Annotated in this window: 12 protein-coding genes and 2 tRNA genes; 7 read left to right on the top strand and 7 right to left on the bottom strand. The window is 33.2% G+C overall.

Annotated elements, in window-relative coordinates; all coding sequences use genetic code 11:
• Positions 1-20: 20 nt before the first annotated feature.
• Complete coding sequence (locus tag A4F88_RS18255) at positions 21-1,154, bottom strand: DegT/DnrJ/EryC1/StrS family aminotransferase (protein WP_068844163.1); 1,134 nt, start codon at positions 1,152-1,154, stop codon at positions 21-23.
• 134 nt (positions 1,155-1,288) lie between these two features.
• Between A4F88_RS18255 and A4F88_RS18250 the strand changes: the two genes are divergently transcribed.
• Positions 1,289-2,515: a 3-deoxy-D-manno-octulosonic acid transferase gene (locus A4F88_RS18250; protein WP_068844162.1), complete on the top strand. Its 1,227-nt coding sequence runs from the start codon at positions 1,289-1,291 to the stop codon at positions 2,513-2,515.
• A 346-nt stretch (positions 2,516-2,861) separates the two neighbouring features.
• Entirely contained in the window at positions 2,862-3,086 is a 225-nt protein-coding gene (locus A4F88_RS18245; RefSeq protein ID WP_012023801.1) for a PG1828 family lipoprotein, read from the top strand.
• 144 nt (positions 3,087-3,230) lie between these two features.
• On the opposite strand, the gene A4F88_RS18240 is transcribed toward A4F88_RS18245, so the two are convergent.
• The 4 genes from A4F88_RS18240 to mutS form a co-directional block, all read right to left on the bottom strand.
• Positions 3,231-3,608 (bottom strand): DUF1508 domain-containing protein, encoded by a 378-nt coding sequence (locus A4F88_RS18240; protein ID WP_068844161.1) that lies wholly within the window; start codon positions 3,606-3,608, stop codon positions 3,231-3,233.
• A 145-nt stretch (positions 3,609-3,753) separates the two neighbouring features.
• A tRNA-Leu gene (locus A4F88_RS18235) sits at positions 3,754-3,839 on the bottom strand.
• A 14-nt stretch (positions 3,840-3,853) separates the two neighbouring features.
• A tRNA-Gly gene (locus tag A4F88_RS18230) sits at positions 3,854-3,926 on the bottom strand.
• Between the two features lie 152 nt (positions 3,927-4,078).
• Positions 4,079-6,685: a DNA mismatch repair protein MutS gene (gene mutS / locus A4F88_RS18225; protein WP_068844384.1), complete on the bottom strand. Its 2,607-nt coding sequence runs from the start codon at positions 6,683-6,685 to the stop codon at positions 4,079-4,081.
• A 157-nt stretch (positions 6,686-6,842) separates the two neighbouring features.
• Here mutS and A4F88_RS18220 point away from each other — a divergent pair, with 157 nt between their 5' ends.
• From A4F88_RS18220 to A4F88_RS18210, 3 genes are all read left to right on the top strand, one after another.
• Positions 6,843-7,268 carry a DUF1573 domain-containing protein gene (locus A4F88_RS18220; protein ID WP_068844160.1) on the top strand — a complete coding sequence of 142 codons (426 nt, stop codon included), beginning with the start codon at positions 6,843-6,845 and terminating at the stop codon, positions 7,266-7,268.
• 77 nt (positions 7,269-7,345) lie between these two features.
• Complete coding sequence (locus tag A4F88_RS18215; protein WP_068844159.1) at positions 7,346-7,882, top strand: RNA methyltransferase; 537 nt, start codon at positions 7,346-7,348, stop codon at positions 7,880-7,882.
• Between the two features lie 103 nt (positions 7,883-7,985).
• Positions 7,986-11,285, top strand: coding sequence for an Ig-like domain-containing protein (locus tag A4F88_RS18210; protein ID WP_245179167.1), 3,300 nt, complete (start codon positions 7,986-7,988; stop codon positions 11,283-11,285).
• Positions 11,286-11,349: 64 nt separating this feature from the next.
• Here A4F88_RS18210 and folK read toward each other — a convergent pair whose 3' ends face one another.
• Positions 11,350-12,483 (bottom strand): 2-amino-4-hydroxy-6-hydroxymethyldihydropteridine diphosphokinase, encoded by a 1,134-nt coding sequence (gene folK / locus A4F88_RS18205; RefSeq protein ID WP_068844158.1) that lies wholly within the window; start codon positions 12,481-12,483, stop codon positions 11,350-11,352.
• Between the two features lie 58 nt (positions 12,484-12,541).
• Positions 12,542-13,732 carry a peptidase associated/transthyretin-like domain-containing protein gene (locus A4F88_RS18200; protein ID WP_068844157.1) on the bottom strand — a complete coding sequence of 397 codons (1,191 nt, stop codon included), beginning with the start codon at positions 13,730-13,732 and terminating at the stop codon, positions 12,542-12,544.
• A 202-nt stretch (positions 13,733-13,934) separates the two neighbouring features.
• On the opposite strand from A4F88_RS18200, the gene sppA reads away from it, so the two are divergent.
• Both sppA and A4F88_RS18190 read left to right on the top strand, forming a co-directional pair.
• Complete coding sequence (gene sppA, locus A4F88_RS18195; protein WP_068844156.1) at positions 13,935-15,692, top strand: signal peptide peptidase SppA; 1,758 nt, start codon at positions 13,935-13,937, stop codon at positions 15,690-15,692.
• Between the two features lie 12 nt (positions 15,693-15,704).
• The gene (locus A4F88_RS18190; protein WP_068844155.1) at positions 15,705-16,652 is read left to right on the top strand and encodes an alpha/beta hydrolase; all 948 of its coding nucleotides are present in this window, start codon (positions 15,705-15,707) and stop codon (positions 16,650-16,652) included.
• Positions 16,653-16,753 lie beyond the last annotated feature (101 nt).

Raw genomic sequence — 16,753 nt, 5'->3', positions numbered from 1 at the left:
TTGTTTAGTTTAAGCTTTTTTTATTTATTCAAAAATTCTAACACAGAATCTGTAATAAATTTAATTTGTTCGTCGTCAAGCTCAGTATGCATTGGCAAAGCAATTACTTCCTGTACTAATTGATTGGTAACAGGAAATTGCTCTTCTTTATAACGAGGATCTAAATATGCTTTTTGAGAATGCAACGGAATCGGATAATAAATTGCACATGGAATCGCTTTATCCAACAAATGCTGCATCAAAGCATTTCTATCAGCATCGATAATTCTCAATACATATTGATGAAAAACGTGATCATTTTCGTTTGTATCAAAATCAGGTGTAATAATATGTGCATTTCCGGCAAAAGCTGCGTTGTACTTTGTTGCTGCTAAACGACGTGCTTTATTATATTCATCCAGCAAAGGCAATTTTGCATTTAAAACTCCTGCCTGAATACTATCTAAACGTGAATTTACTCCCACAACATCATGATGATAACGCTCGTACATTCCGTGATTTACGATTCCGCGGATGATGTGAGCTAATTTATCATCGTTTGTAAAGATTGCTCCTCCATCTCCATAACAACCTAGGTTTTTAGATGGGAAAAATGAAGTTGCTGCAACATGACCAATTGTACCAACTTTAGTTTTTGCACCGGATTTCGAAACATAATCTGCACCAATAGCCTGTGCATTATCTTCGATTACGTATAAGTTATGCTCGGTTGCAATTTCCATAATCGCATCCATATTCGCAGCACGTCCAAATAAGTGTACCGGAACAATTGCTTTTGTTTTAGGTGTGATTGCTTTTTTAACAGCCTCGATATCGATATTCATATTTATCATATCAACATCAACCAAAACCGGAGTTAGTTGCAATAATGCAATAACCTCAACAGTAGCTGCAAAAGTAAAATCGGCAGTAATAACTTCGTCGCCTGGTTTTAAATCCAATCCCATCATAGCAATCTGAAGCGCATCAGTTCCATTTGCACACGGAATTACGTGTTTTGCTCCTAAGTAATCTTCAAGATTTTTTTGAAATTGATGAACCAAAGGTCCGTTTATATAAGTATTAGTATCTAAAACTTCTTGAATTGAAGCATCAACAGTAGTTTTTATTTTTTCGTATTGACTTTTTAAGTCAACCATTTGTATTTTTTTCATTTTGAATATTTATTTAAAAAAAGACCTGATTTTTAAACAGAATCTCTAAAAGAAGCAACAAAAATAGTTATTTAATACCTTCAAACCAATGAAAATAGTCGAAAGAAATGTAATTTAGCCACAAAAAATTACACATGCTTTTTTTATATAATGCAGCCATTTACATCGCAGGATTTTTTCTTAAAATTATAGCCTTATTTAGTCCGAAAATTAAGCTTTTCGTCGAAGGCCGAAAAAATGTTTTTACCATTTTAGAAGAAAAAATAAAACCAGAAGACAAAACCATTTGGTTTCACTCTGCATCTTTAGGCGAATACGAACAGGGACTTCCTGTAATTGAAAAAATCAAAGAAAAATATCCTTCACACAAAATTATTGTTACCTTTTTTTCTCCTTCAGGATATGAAGTCCGAAAAAACAACACCGTTGCAGATGTTACAGTTTACCTGCCTTTAGACACAAAAAGCAACGCCAAAAGATTTTTAAAACTGATTCATCCAGAATTGGCTTTTTTTATCAAATATGAATTTTGGCTGAATTACTTAAAGGAATTAGAAAAAAGCAAAACTCCAACTTATTTAATTTCAGGAATTTTCAGAGACAACCAAATGTTTTTTAAATGGTATGGAGGTTTTTACAGAAGAGCATTAAAAGCTTTTACTTATTTCTTTGTACAAAATGAAAGTTCAAAACAAAAAATTGAAGCAATAGGATTTCAAAATGTGATCGTTTCCGGTGATACCCGCTTTGATCGTGTGAATGCTATTCTGGAGAGAGATAACACTTTAGATTTTATTGAAAAATTCAAAAACAACCAACAAACTATTGTCGTTGGAAGTTCATGGCCCAAAGATGAAATTTTAATTGCCGAATATATAAACCAGGCAGATGAAAATGTGAAATTTATTATTGCACCACACAACATCAAACCAGACCAAATAGCCAGTCTTAAAACACAAATTACAAAACCAACCGTTTTGTTCTCTGAAAAAGAAAACAAAGATGTATCTAATTATAATGTTTTTATAATTGACACTATTGGCCTTTTAACTAAAATATACAGCTACGGAACGATTGCTTATGTAGGTGGCGGATTTGGAAATCCCGGAATTCATAATATTCTTGAACCGGCTACATTTGGAGTTCCGATTGTAATTGGTCCAAATTATTCGAATTTTGCAGAAGCAACACAATTAGTTCAATTAGGAGGGTGTATTGTAATTTCTCATAGCGGTGATTTGAAGCAAAATTTTGACCATTTACTTACAGACAAGAATTTTCTGGAAGAAAAAAGTCAGATTTGTAAATCTTATATACAGAATAACAAAGGTGCAACTGATACCATTATGAATATCATCTAACAAACTTCGACCAACAAGAGTCTTTTAATGACGTTATCAGTTCCAAAAAAGCTAAAAACAACCAACTTTAAGTTTATCAGTTTGTTAAATAAGCATTCAAAAACAAAACAAACTGTAACGAATAAAACAAAACACACAATTCTCTTGCTGAATATTCAACAAAAAATAATTTACACAAAAAATAAAACAATATAACATTTATTTAGTAATTTGGCATATTCTTTGATAAATAAGATAATCGTGAGCAAGGAAAATATTTTAAAAAAAAAGTGAAAAAATATTTTACATATTAAAAAATTTATATCTTTGCCACGAATTAATAATTAACCTTTTATAATAAAGTAAGATGAAAAAAGTATTTTTAAGTTTAGCTGTTGTTGCTGTTTTAACTGTTGTATCTTGTAAAAAAGCTGACGCTGCAGCTACTGAAACTGTAGATTCTACTGCTGTTGCTGTTGATTCTGCTGCTACTGTAGTTGATTCTGCTGCTGCAACTGTTGATTCTGCTGCTGCTAAAGTTGACTCTGCTGCTGCAAAAGTAGAAGATGCTGCTAAAGAAGTAAAAAAATAATTAGAACCTAAGTTCTAAAATTTTTAAAACCATCCTTGAGATGGTTTTTTTATACCTAAATTTTAAAATTCAGGTATTCACAATAAAAAAAGAGCTCACTCACAGTGAACTCTTTTTTTTATTACCACAAGCCAAAACCCCAAATCAATCCACCTCTTCTTCCTCCAAAACCACTTCATCATCAAAAATTGATTCACTCGACGAGAAGTCCAAAATCTCCGATCTTGAAGCATAAGTCACAATCTCTTTAATCCCCTTCTGAAGAAGCAATTCTGTAGTGTATTTTCGACTTGTTGCAAAATGAACATCACCAAGCATCAATTTAAAAAAATACTTCCCTCCAGAACCTTTAAATTTCAAAAACCTGGCAAGTTCAATTGTCTTTTTAAATTTCTCAATATCTTCTTCACACTCAAACCTCAGCTCATAACTTAAACTCGTAAAAATAACCTTCCCTTTTCTCGATGTAAACACAAACTTATACTCATCATTAAACCGCTTGCTAATTACAAAAGCACCCATATTTTTATTTTAAATTTTAGATTATTGATTGCTGATTTTAGATTTTCAAAATCCCAGATTCTTTTAAAATCAATTCTTTACAAATTAATTTCAAACCATTGAGTTTACACAATAAAAAAAGCCTCTTCAAAAGAAGAGGCTTTAGTACTCAGAGCGGGACTTGAACCCGCACGAACATTGCTGTTCACTGGATTTTAAGTCCAGCGTGTCTACCAATTTCACCATCCGAGCATTGTATGGTTTCGAGCGAAAAACGGGGCTCGAACCCGCGACCTCGACCTTGGCAAGGTCGCGCTCTACCAACTGAGCTATTTTCGCATTTCAAATTCTAGTTAAGAACTACAACACCTGATTTGTTCTGTATTGCGAGTGCAAATTTAGGACATTTATTCAATTACACAAGCGTTTTTCGAAAAAAAAATCGACTTATTTCATAACATTCTGATAACCTAAACCTTAAATATGAAATTTTATTTCTTCACCAACATCCTTTTAATCTCATTAAGTTTCATCAGTGCTTCGACAGGAGTTATTGCATTTATATCAAGACTCATGATCTCTTCTTTTATTTCTTCCAGCAAAGGATCATCCAAATTAAAGAAACTCATTTGCATTTCATCACTCGCCTCTTTAATACCATTTAAAGCATCACTGGAATGATTTTTCTCTAATTTCTTCAACAGCTTTTGCGCTTTTAAGATCACGATTTGAGGCATTCCCGCCATTTTTGCCACGTGAATTCCAAAACTATGTGCACTTCCGCCTTTTACAAGCTTTCTAACAAAAAGAACAGTATCTTTTAACTCTTTTACCGCAACATTGTAGTTTTGAATCCTAGGAAGTGATTCTGTCATTTCATTCAGTTCATGATAATGCGTTGCGAACAAAGTTTTAGCTCTTCCCGGATGTTCGTGCAAAAATTCAGCAATAGCCCACGCTATCGAAATTCCGTCATACGTACTCGTTCCTCTACCAATCTCATCCAAAAGCACTAAACTGCGATCTGAAATATTATTCAGAATAGAGGCTGTTTCATTCATTTCTACCATAAACGTAGACTCTCCCATCGAAATATTATCCGACGCTCCTACTCTGGTAAATATTTTATCTATAATTCCCATTCTAACACTGTCTGCCGGAACAAAACTTCCCATTTGAGCCAATAGCACAATCAGAGCCGTTTGTCTTAAAATAGCAGACTTACCAGACATGTTAGGACCGGTAATCATGATAATCTGTTGCGTATCTCTGTCCAGATAAACATCATTTGCAATATAAGGAGTTCCAACCGGCAATTGTTTTTCGATTACAGGATGTCTTCCGTTTTTAATCTCCAGCTCAAAGGTTTCATCAATTACAGGGCATACATATTGGTTCTCTATAGCCAATTGAGTAAAAGAGCATAAACAATCCAGTTGTGCCACTAAATTGGCATTCATCTGAACCGGCTTGATATAGGTTGCAATCCAGGCAATTAATTGCTCGAAAAGCTCTGATTCAATTTTATGAATTTTTTCTTCGGCACCTAAAATTTTGGTTTCGTATTCTTTTAATTCTTCTGTAATATAACGTTCCGCACTTACAAGCGTTTGCTTACGAATCCATTCTGCAGGTACTTTATCTTTATGTGTATTTCTAACTTCGATATAGTAACCAAAAACATTATTGAATGAGATTTTTAAAGAAGAAATTCCGGTTCTTTCGGATTCTCTTTTTTCAATTCCTTCCAGGTATTCTTTTCCTGATGTAGAAATAGCCCTTAAATCATCCAGTTCTTCACTAATTCCTTTTGCAATAGCATTTCCTTTTGCAATAGCAACAGGAGCATCCTGATTTAAGGTTGTTTTGATTTTTTCTCTTAATAAATCGCAGCCATGCAAACTATCTCCAATAATTTTTACTGCTTCCTGCGGACTTTCGAGTGCCAGGTTTTTTATTGGAATAATAGCATCCAGAGATTCTTTTAAATATACGATTTCGCGCGGTGAAACTTTCCCGGCTGCGATTTTAGAAATCAAACGTTCTAAATCTGAAATTTGCTTGATTTGATATTGAATACTCTGTAAAACTTCTGTATTTGATTTTAAATACGAAACTACATCGTGTCGTTGTTTTATTTTATTACCGTCTTTTAAAGGCAATGCCAGCCATCGTTTAAGCAAACGTCCACCCATTGGCGAAAGCGTTCTGTCTATAACATCTAAAAGTGTGACTGCATTTGGATTATAACTATGATATAATTCCAGGTTCCTAATTGTAAAACGATCCATCCAGACATACGCATCTTCGGCAATACGCTGAATTGCGGTGATATGCTGAACACGATTATGTTGTGTTTCTGATAAATAATACAAAATAGCTCCGGAAGCAATAATACCTTCTTTTAACTCCTCAATTCCAAATCCTTTTAACGAATTGGTTTGAAAATGCTTGGTCAAGGTTTCCAAAGCATAATCTTCTTTATAAATCCAGTCTTCTAAATAAAAACTATGAAAATCTTCTCCAAAAGCAGCTTTAAAATCTCCTTTATTATGTTTTGGAACCAGAACTTCACTTGGATTAAAATTCTGCAATAATTTATCTATATATTCTGCATTTCCCTGAGCCGTTAAAAACTCTCCAGTCGAAACATCCAAAAATGAAATTCCGATACTCTTACTGGTAAAATAAACAGATGCTAAAAAGTTGTTTGTTTTAGATTGTAAAACCTCATCATTTAAAGAAACTCCCGGCGTTACAAGTTCTGTAACTCCACGCTTTACAATTGTTTTGGTCATTTTTGGATCTTCAAGCTGATCACAAATTGCCACACGAAGTCCTGCTTTAACCAATTTTGGCAAATACGTATTGACAGAATGATGTGGAAACCCTGCTAAAGCTGTTTCGGTATCAGATCCCGCACCTCTCTTAGTTAAGGTAATTCCCAGAATTTTAGAAGCTCTAATGGCGTCTTCTCCAAAGGTTTCATAAAAATCTCCTACTCTGAAAAGCAGACATGCATCAGGATATTTTCTCTTGATCTCGTTGTACTGTTTCATTAAGGGTGTTTCTTTCACCACTTTTTCTTTAGCTGCCAAATTATTGTATTTTAAATGAAAAATTAAGACAGCGAATTTATAATATTTTGGCGGCATATCGAAGGCCTTCAAAAATTAAAATATTTTAAGAAATTTTTATGTTGAGATATAAGAATTTTATATAGATTTGTTCATAAATTAAAATAAAGATTCGAAGATGAAAAAAATAATTTTATTCGCTATGTTAGCTGTAGTTGGAATTACTGCTTCTAACGCCCAGGCTAAAAAAGTAACAGCTAAAGTTGCTAAAGTTGAAGGAGCCGGAATGGCTTTTGAAACAGAAACTATTGATTACGGTACTATCGCTCACAATGCTGATGGAAAACGTGAATTTGTTTTTGTAAATAACGGAACAAAACCATTAATCATTACTAACACACAAGGATCTTGTGGTTGTACTGTACCAACAACTCCAAAAGAGCCAATCGCTCCTGGTGCTAAAGGTATTATTGGTGTAAAATATGCTACTGACAGAGTTGGTGCTTTTACAAAAACTGTAACTGTTACTTCTAACGCAGAAGGACAACCAACAAAAGTACTTACCATTAAAGGTACTGTTTTACCAGATCCGGTTAAAAGCTAATCTGAAAAACAAAATAAAATAATAGAAAAAGCTTCCTTATCTTTGGAAGCTTTTTTTATGACCTGAATGCAACTTATATGAGAAAACTTGAAAATAGTGAACTAGACAGAAAATCGATTGAAGATTTTAAAAAATCAGACAAAACTCCTCTAATTTTAGTTTTGGATGACATTCGCAGTTTACACAATATTGGCTCTGTTTTTAGAACAGCAGATGCTTTTTTGATAGAAAAAATAATTTTATGCGGTATTACAGCAACACCGCCCAATAAAGAAATTCACAAAACAGCTCTTGGTGCAACAGAAACTGTAACCTGGGAACATCATGAAAATGTATTGGAAGTTATTGAAAATCTTAAAAAAGAAAACGTACTGACCATGGCTATTGAACAAGTCGAAAGTGCTGTTTTTCTTCAGGATTTTAAAGTAGAACCAAACCAGAAATATGCTCTTATTTTTGGCAATGAAGTCTATGGCGTTTCTCAGGAAGCGGTTGCCATTTGTAATGGTTGTATTGAGATCCCTCAACTGGGAACAAAACATTCTCTAAACATTTCTGTGAGTGCCGGAATTGTAGTTTGGGATTTGTTTAAAAAAATGCATTGGAATTTATAATCTACAAAAAGTAATACTTTTTCAAACAAAATAACTAATTAGCAACATTTATTTTACAATTCTCTTAAGTACATTTACGAAAGAGAATTAGAAATAGATGCTTATGAAAAACAGAATTACTTTATTTTTATTTTTAGTTGGTTTTTTAGGTTATGCCCAATTTACACCAATTCCTGATCCAAACTTTGAAAAAGCTTTAATTGATTTAGGAATCGATAGTGGGGCTATTGATGGCAAAGTTTCAACTGCACAAATAAAAGATGTAATCGCATTAGACATTTCATCCAGAGAAATTTCAGATTTAACCGGGATTGAAGCTTTTCTAAAACTAGAGCAATTAAACATTGGAGCTATCAATAATGATCCGGTCAAAAGAAACCACATCAGCACTTTAGACCTCTCTAACAATTTATACCTTACTTCTTTAATTTGTAGTTTTAATGATTTAGTACAACTTGATCTTTCAAAGAATATTTATTTAAAAACAATATTCATTGATAATAACAAACTTACCAGTATTACTATTTCTAAAAATACAGCTTTAACGTTTTTTTCTTCTAAAAACAACAAGCTAACAACTATCGATTTAAGTAAAAATATCTCTTTAAATTTCTTAAATTTAGACAATAACTTATTATTGGATTTAGACATTTCTAATAATCTACTTCTAACCAGCTTGTCCTGCTCCGGAAATCAATTAGCCACTTTAGACATTTCTAAAAACAATACAATCAACGATTTAAATTGCAGTTCAAATAAACTTTCCGGCTTAGACACCTCTAAAAATGTTAGTTTAAATCATTTAAATTGTGAAAACAATCAAATATCGAGTTTAGACCTCACTAAAAACCTAAACTTAAAGATGCTGTCTTGCGGAACCAATAAACTAACAGGTTTAGATGTTACTAAAAACAAGTATCTGAATGGATTATATTGTGATGCTAATCAATTATCAACTCTGGACATTACTCAAAATACCATTTTACAAAGTTTTACTATCGATAATAATCAATTAACAAATCTTGATGTTTCTAAAAATTCTGCTTTAGTAGTCATTCATTGCAACAATAATAAGCTAGCTGATATCGATTTGTCAAAAAACATTGCTTTGACTCATATTATGGTCAACAATAATCAGTTAGAAGATTTAGATGTTTCTAAAAATACGGTTTTAGCAGTTTTTTATTGCAACAATAATCAATTAACGAGTTTGAATTTAAAAAATGGAGCCAACACCAATATCTCACAATTAGATTTGAAATCGAATTCGAAACTTAGTTGTATACAAGTTGACAACAAAGCGTACTCTGACTCTAACTGGTCATCTAATAAAGATGTTGCTACTATATATTCTAATAAATGTAATGCAAGTACAACTCTTCCTCCGGTAATAAAAGCAACCGGAGATCAATTATATTGCCCTCAAAATGTTATCAATATTGTAAATACTATTACCATTACACATGATCCTCTTGAACCGGGAACCGAAGCTGGTTATATTCAGATTTCCTCAGGTTATTCCAGTGGTTTAGATAAACTAGAGCTTTCAAATGCAGCGGCTCATCCCTCAATTACCACAAGCTGGGATGCAACCGCAGGTAAACTAAAATTATACAATCCGACCGGAGCAGATGTTTTGTATGCTGATCTGGAAGCTGCCATAAAAGATGTCGTATTTTCTAATTCTTCGGCTACAGCTTCTGGCACCAAAACTTTTTCGATTACCATAGGTCAGGCCAATTATCTGCCTTCTACTCAACATTATTATTTATTTGTTCCAAGCATTGGAATCACCTGGACCGCAGCAAAAGCTGCCGCTGAAGCCAGAACTTATTATGGATTAAAAGGTTATCTCGCTACAATTTTATCTGCTGATGAAGCTAAATTAATTGGGGAACAAGCCTCTGGAACCGGATGGATCGGCGGGAGTGATGCTGAAACTGAAGGTGTCTGGAAATGGGTTACAGGACCAGAAGCCGGAACGGTTTTCTGGAACGGAGCCGCTAATGGCTCTACACCCAATTATGCTTTCTGGAATAATGGAGAACCAAACAATCAGGGTGATGAAGATTATGCACATATTACACAACCCGGAGTTGGCATAAAAGGCTCCTGGAATGATTTGTCCAATACCGGATCATTAACTCCCGGAGATGCTTATCAGCCTAAAGGTTATGTTGTTGAATATGGAGGAATGCCGGGAGAAGCTCCTTTAGAAATTGCGGCAAGTACCAAAATCACTATTCCGGTAGCAACACCCGGAGCAAATCCTGCTGCGGTTTGTGATTCAGGAACTTTTACATTTACTGCTACTGCCACTAGCGGCGCAACAATAAACTGGTATGATGCTGCTGTTGGAGGAAATTTACTTACAACAGGCAATACCTACACCACTCCGGTAATAAACGCTACCACAAACTATTATATTGATGCAAGCTGTACGTCAAATCGAAAATTAGTTACTGCAACTGTCTATACAACCCCAACGACTCCGGTTGCAAATCAGGCTACTTATACGAATTGCGGATCAGGATCTGTTACTATTAAAGCAAGTTCAAATATTGGAAATATTAATTGGTACACAACTGCTACAGGCGGAACAAGCGTTTATACAGGAAATAGTTTTACTACGCCGGCAATTTCTACTAATACAACTTACTATGCCGAAGCATCAAACAATGGCTGTGTCAATACTAATCGTACTCCTGTAAATATTGTGATTTATACACCTCCTGCGGTTACAGATGAAACCTTGATTCTGTGCCAATTTCAAAAAATAACGCTGGATGCAGGAATTTCAGGAATGACTTATTTATGGAATACAGGCGCTACAAGTCCAACTATTGATGTTGCTGCTGGCGGCACGTACACTGTAGATGTTACGAGCCCTGCTCCGGAAAATTGCACGAGCCGAAAAACAATTAAGGTTGATGAACATCAGGTTCCGCAGATTGACAGGATTGATGTAAACGGAACAAGGGCTGTAATTTACCTTAAAAAAGAGGCTGATTATTTTGAATATTCTGTAGACGGAACAAATTATCAGGATTCTAATGTTTTTTATGATGTTCCGGGTGGTTTACGAACTGCTTATGCGAGAGAAAAAAGTGGTTGTGGAGAAACTACCCAAACTTTTGTTGTACTTGTTTTTCCTGCATTTTTTACTCCTAACAATGATTCATATAATGACTTATGGGAAGTTACAGGTATGGAAAATTATCCTCAGGCAGAAGTCACCATTTTTGATCGTTACGGAAAATTAATTGCACAATTAAATGCTTCTAAAATGAGCTGGGACGGTACTTTTGAAAAAACTCCTTTACCAGCTTCAGATTATTGGTACGCCTTAAAAATAGACAATACAAAACCTGTTTTAAGAGGTCATTTTTCATTGAAGAGATAAAATAATTAGAAAATGAGATAATTAAAAAAACACTTTCTAATTGAAACATTTTCTAATTGACAAATTAACCTATCTTCTTCTGAATTTCATTTAAAATATAGAGGTAATCTTCGTGTTTTTTTACAAAATCACGATCAGAAACATCAATGATCAGCACATTCAAATCGGTTTGGGATTTTATGTATTCCAAATAGCCATTATTGATTTTATCCAAATATGCTGCTTCAATATTTTGTTCATAATTACGTCCGCGTTTCTTGATGTTTTGTAGTAATCGTTCTGTATTCTGATACAGGTAAACATACAAATCCGGTTTTGGCATTTCTTTGTATATAATATCAAAAAGATTTCTATACAAACGATATTCATCTTCTGCCAGTGTAATTTTAGCAAAAATCAGCGATTTAAAAATATGATAATCGGCTACAATGAAATCTTTAAATAAATCAAACTGTGCCAGGTCATCCGACAATTGCTGATAACGATCTGCCAGAAATGACATTTCTAAAGGAAAAGCATATCGGTTTTGATCTTTGTAAAATTTGGGTAAAAACGGATTATCGGCAAAACGTTCTAAAACGGTTTTAGCATTAAAATCTTCTGCAATTTTGTGTACCAGAGTTGTTTTTCCTGCCCCAATATTTCCTTCAAAAGCAATATAATTAAATTTTTCCAGCGGAATTTCCAACAACGGATTTCTTAAATCCTGAACTATGGTACAAACGCTGTCATCCGGAGAACTTGCGATTAACTCTGAAATTGATTTTTGAAAAACAGGGTGTTTCCAGTCTAATTTTAAATCCTGCACAGGCAACAAAACAAAATTTCTGTTTTGCATTAACGGATGCGGAATCTGTAATTTTTCTGAATTAATTATTTCGTCATCAAAAGTAATCAGATCAATATCGATAATTCGGGATTGATAACCTTGTTGTTCTGAACGGATTCGTCCTAATTGTTTTTCGACTTTCAGGACCTGACTGAGTACTTTTTGTGCTGATGAAGCAGTATGTAAAATCAAAGCACAATTATAGAAAGCATCACTTTCAAATCCCCAGGCGGGAGTTTCATATAATCTGGAAACCCTGATAACAGTTCCAACTTCCTGATGTATCAGATCAATACAATTCTGGATATTTTCTAACCTGTTTCCCTGATTACTCCCTATAGATAATACGATTTGATGCTGTGACTTCATAATTAATGCAAATTAACTAAAACTATTTTAGAATTAACTACATTATTTGATTCAAGAATCAGAAGTTACCAACTATATCAAACTCTTTCTTATTGTCTTTGTTATCTAAAACCCGCTTTAAAAACTGACTTAGATCACTTGTCAGTAGCAACTGATTTTGGTTTTTCCAGAATTGCTCTGAATATGGATATTTCACTTTAAAAATATCTTTATTCATTGATAAATTGGAGTTTGCTTTTTCTGAAATAAAACTATTTGTTACAAGATATTGGGCTGAATAATCATAATTGACTTTTCCTAGTTTTTCATTTCCAATTAGCTCAACTTTAACATCAGAATTTGCATTACTCAAATAATACTTATTAGTGGTTTTATTTTTTTTATAATTTGATGTTGTTTTAAAACTGGTTGTTCGATAGTCAACCTTGCTCTTTTTTTGATATGGTACCTTATTTGCATCATTATAAAAATCAAAATATGTTTCTACAATAGCATAATCCTCTTTATTGATAATAAAATAGCCGCTTGTTTTTTGTCCCATCATATTAGCTTCTTTTTTAATAAAACTAATTTTTAAATAACCGCTTGCCACATTTTTTTCCTGAGTAAGCTCAAAATCATCAATTTCTATATAAATTAAAACATTCAAATCAAATAATTTCTCAAAACTTTGAAATTGAAAATATACAAAATCGTCTTTATCTGTAATCCCAACTTTTCTCATATTCAAAACCTCAACCTCGCATTTATTATCTGGCTGAGTTTTTGTCTTAAAAATACTTTTTCTGGACACCTTACCATAAATATCCTGTAGTCTTGCCAATTCATCATTTCGTTTTAAAGTACACCTTAAAAAAAAATTCTCATTGTAAGGCTGTAAAATATAGTTTTCTTTCATCTTACTATATACCTTTTTAAGTATTGAAACTTCATTACCAACAACAACCTCGTCAAGTTCAATCATCTTGTTTTGTAAATAAATAGTATCAAGGTTCTTAATTTGCTCAAAATTCACTTTAAGATCTTCATATCCAATGAGGCTAAAATTTAGCTCATTCTGATCAGAAATAAAAGAAAAAACACCTTCTTTATTCGTCAGCGAATTATCCTTCTGATTATATACATTCACGTTTTCCAGAGGTAATCTGGTCAATTTATCGACAATTACTTTTTGAGTTTGTACTTTCTGAGCTACAGCATAAAAACCAAAGAAAAAGAAAAGGTTAATAAAGAATATTTTTTCTTTCATAATGCAAAAATTTAATTTATCAAATATAAAATATTCAAGTTTAAAACAATATTTATCTTACAAAATATACTATCTTTAATTATAGGTTTAAAAATGTATAAACTACAACTATTTCAGTAATTCGTATATTAGAAATAATTTGTTTTTAGATTACATTTGTAACAAATCAATCTTTTTTGATACTTATTAAAAAAATATACTTATGAAGTTTTTAGGAAATGTAATTGCCACAGTTATTGGTATTTTTGTATTTATTATGCTCTTCTTTTTTGGAGTAATTCTTATTGGGGCAATTTTTGGCGGAGATGACAGTGTTTCAGTCAAAAGCGATTCGGTTATAGAATTAAATCTAAAACAAATTAAAAATGATTATGCAGGAAAATATAAAGATCCGTGGATAACTGTTTTCTCTGATAAAAAAGAAATTGGTTTAACCGATGTTATCAATGCGATCGAAGCAGCAAAAAAAGATGATAAAATTAAAGGAATCTCGATTTTAAATGATGAATCTTCTTTAGGACTGGCACAATATAAAGATTTGAGAAATGCACTTGAAAGCTTTAAAAAATCAGGAAAATTTGTTTGGGCATATGCCAATACATATTCGCAAAAAGAATATTATTTAAACTCTGTAGCCAATACCATTTATTTGAATCCTGCGGGAGATTTAGATTTTAAAGGACTTTCGTCTGAAGTAATGTTCTTTAAAGATTTTCAGGATAAAACAGGTATTCATATGGAAGTGATTCGTCACGGAAAATATAAAAGTGCTGTTGAACCATTTTTAGAAAACAAAATGAGTGATGCTAACAGAGAACAGGTAACCGCTCTTTTGAACTCGATCTGGACTACTGTTTCTACCGACATTTCTAAAAGCAGAAACATTCCTCTTCCTAAATTAAATGAGATTGCAAACGGCTTATTGGCACGAACTCCCGAAATGGCAAAAGCACAACATCTGGTTGATATCGTAGCATACGAAGATGTGTATCATGATGCTATTAAAAAAGCACTAAAAGTAACCGGTGATGATGACTACAACAAAATTTCGATTTTAGATTATACTCAAAATAATATTACAACAGCTCTAACAAATACTGCTACAGATCAAATTGCTATTATTTACGCTCAGGGCGAAATACAAAGCGGAGAAGGCGATGTTACTGTAATTGGCGAAGGCTCTATGCGCCGTTCTTTGCAGGAAGCGCGCAAAAATGATGATGTAAAAGCAATTGTACTTAGAATTGACAGTCCGGGCGGAAGTGCTCTGACATCAGATTTAATCTGGAGAGAAATTGAAATTACTAAAAAAGTAAAACCCGTTGTAGTTTCTATGGGAAATTATGCCGCTTCAGGAGGATATTATATCGCTTGTAACGCCAACACGATTTTTGCAGAAAACAATACAATTACAGGTTCTATTGGTGTTTTTGGAATCTTACCCAACTTTAGTCCATTAGCAAATAAATTAGGAATTAATACTGAACAGGTAAAAACACACGAAAACTCAGCAAATTATAGTCCGTTTGTGCCAGTTGATGAGAAGTTTAAAGCCTTTACCTTAGAAGGAGTTGAGCATATTTACAACACTTTTGTAACTCATGTGGCTGAAGGCCGAAAAATGACTTTTGCCCAGGTAGATGCTATTGCACAAGGAAGAGTGTGGTCCGGAACTGAAGCTGTAAAAATTGGTTTGGTGGATAAAATTGGCGGATTAAATGATGCTATTGCAGAAGCCGCAAGAATTGCCAAAATAAAAACTTACAGTACGCAAAACTACCCTGAATACGAGAAAACACTTAATGATCTCCTTTCTAATTTGCCTTTTGCACAATCTAAGGAAGCTTTTATTAAAGAAGAAATTGGCGAAGAAAACTATATGCTTATTGAGCAGGTAAAAAGACTTCAAAAACAAAAAGGAGTTCAGGCAATGCTTCCGTTTGGATTAAACATTAAATAATTCCACTACAAAATGAAAAAGTTATTTGCTCTTATTGCTGTTTTCTTTTTGAGTATGCTGCATGCTCAAACCAAAACTGAAAGCACTTTTAAAGAGTCTCCATTGGTTCTGAAGATTAATGTGGTTGAAATATTTGGTACACTTACCACACCTGCTACAGGAACAAAATTTCCGGTAGCACTGATCATTTCCGGTTCCGGACCAACAGACCGTGACGGTAATAATGCGATGATGAAAAACAATTCTTTAAAATTGCTGGCAGAAGCTCTGGCGAAAAACGGAATTGCATCATTACGATATGACAAAAGAGGAATTGGAGAAAGTAAAGCCGCAGCTGTAGCTGAATCCAGCCTGGTTTTTGAAAATTATACTGAGGATGTAAAAAGCTGGATTAATTTATTAAAACAGGACAAACGCTTCTCGAAAGTTATTGTTATCGGACATAGTGAAGGTTCGCTAATTGGAATGATTGCCGGAGCGAAAGCAGATAAGTTTATTTCTATTGCAGGCTCAGGAGAATCTGCTGACAAGCTGATTAAAACTCAAATTGCATCTAAAGCAAATAAACAATTAGAAGATTTGACTTTTCCTATAATTGATAGTTTAAAAGGCGGAAATAATGTAAAAAAGGTTGATCCTATGCTTAATTCTCTTTTTAGACCAAGTATTCAGCCTTACCTGATTTCCTGGTTTAAATATAATCCTCAAACAGAAATTAAAAAACTAACTGTTCCTGTTTTGGTTGTTCAGGGAAACAATGATTTGCAGGTAACAGTTAAAGATGCCGAACTATTATCTCAGGCTAACAAAAATGCCGAACTTTTGATCGTTGATAAGATGAATCATGTGATGAAAATTATTGATGGTGATGTTCAGGCTAATATGGCAAGTTATAATAATGAGAATCTGCCCATCTCAGAAGTTATGACTAATAAGATTATTTCTTTCATTAAAAAATAACTGAAATCATAAAAGCATTAAAAATCCGTTTGAACTTTATTCAGACGGATTTTTATTTTTAACACAATTAAGGATATTTCTTATATTTTACAAAAACTTTA

Origin of the sequence: Flavobacterium chilense (assembly GCF_001602525.1) — a bacterium.
Classification (GTDB): Bacteria; Bacteroidota; Bacteroidia; order Flavobacteriales; family Flavobacteriaceae; genus Flavobacterium; species Flavobacterium chilense.
Note: the sequence above shows the minus strand (reverse complement) of the source record. Positions and strands in the feature narration are given on the sequence as shown.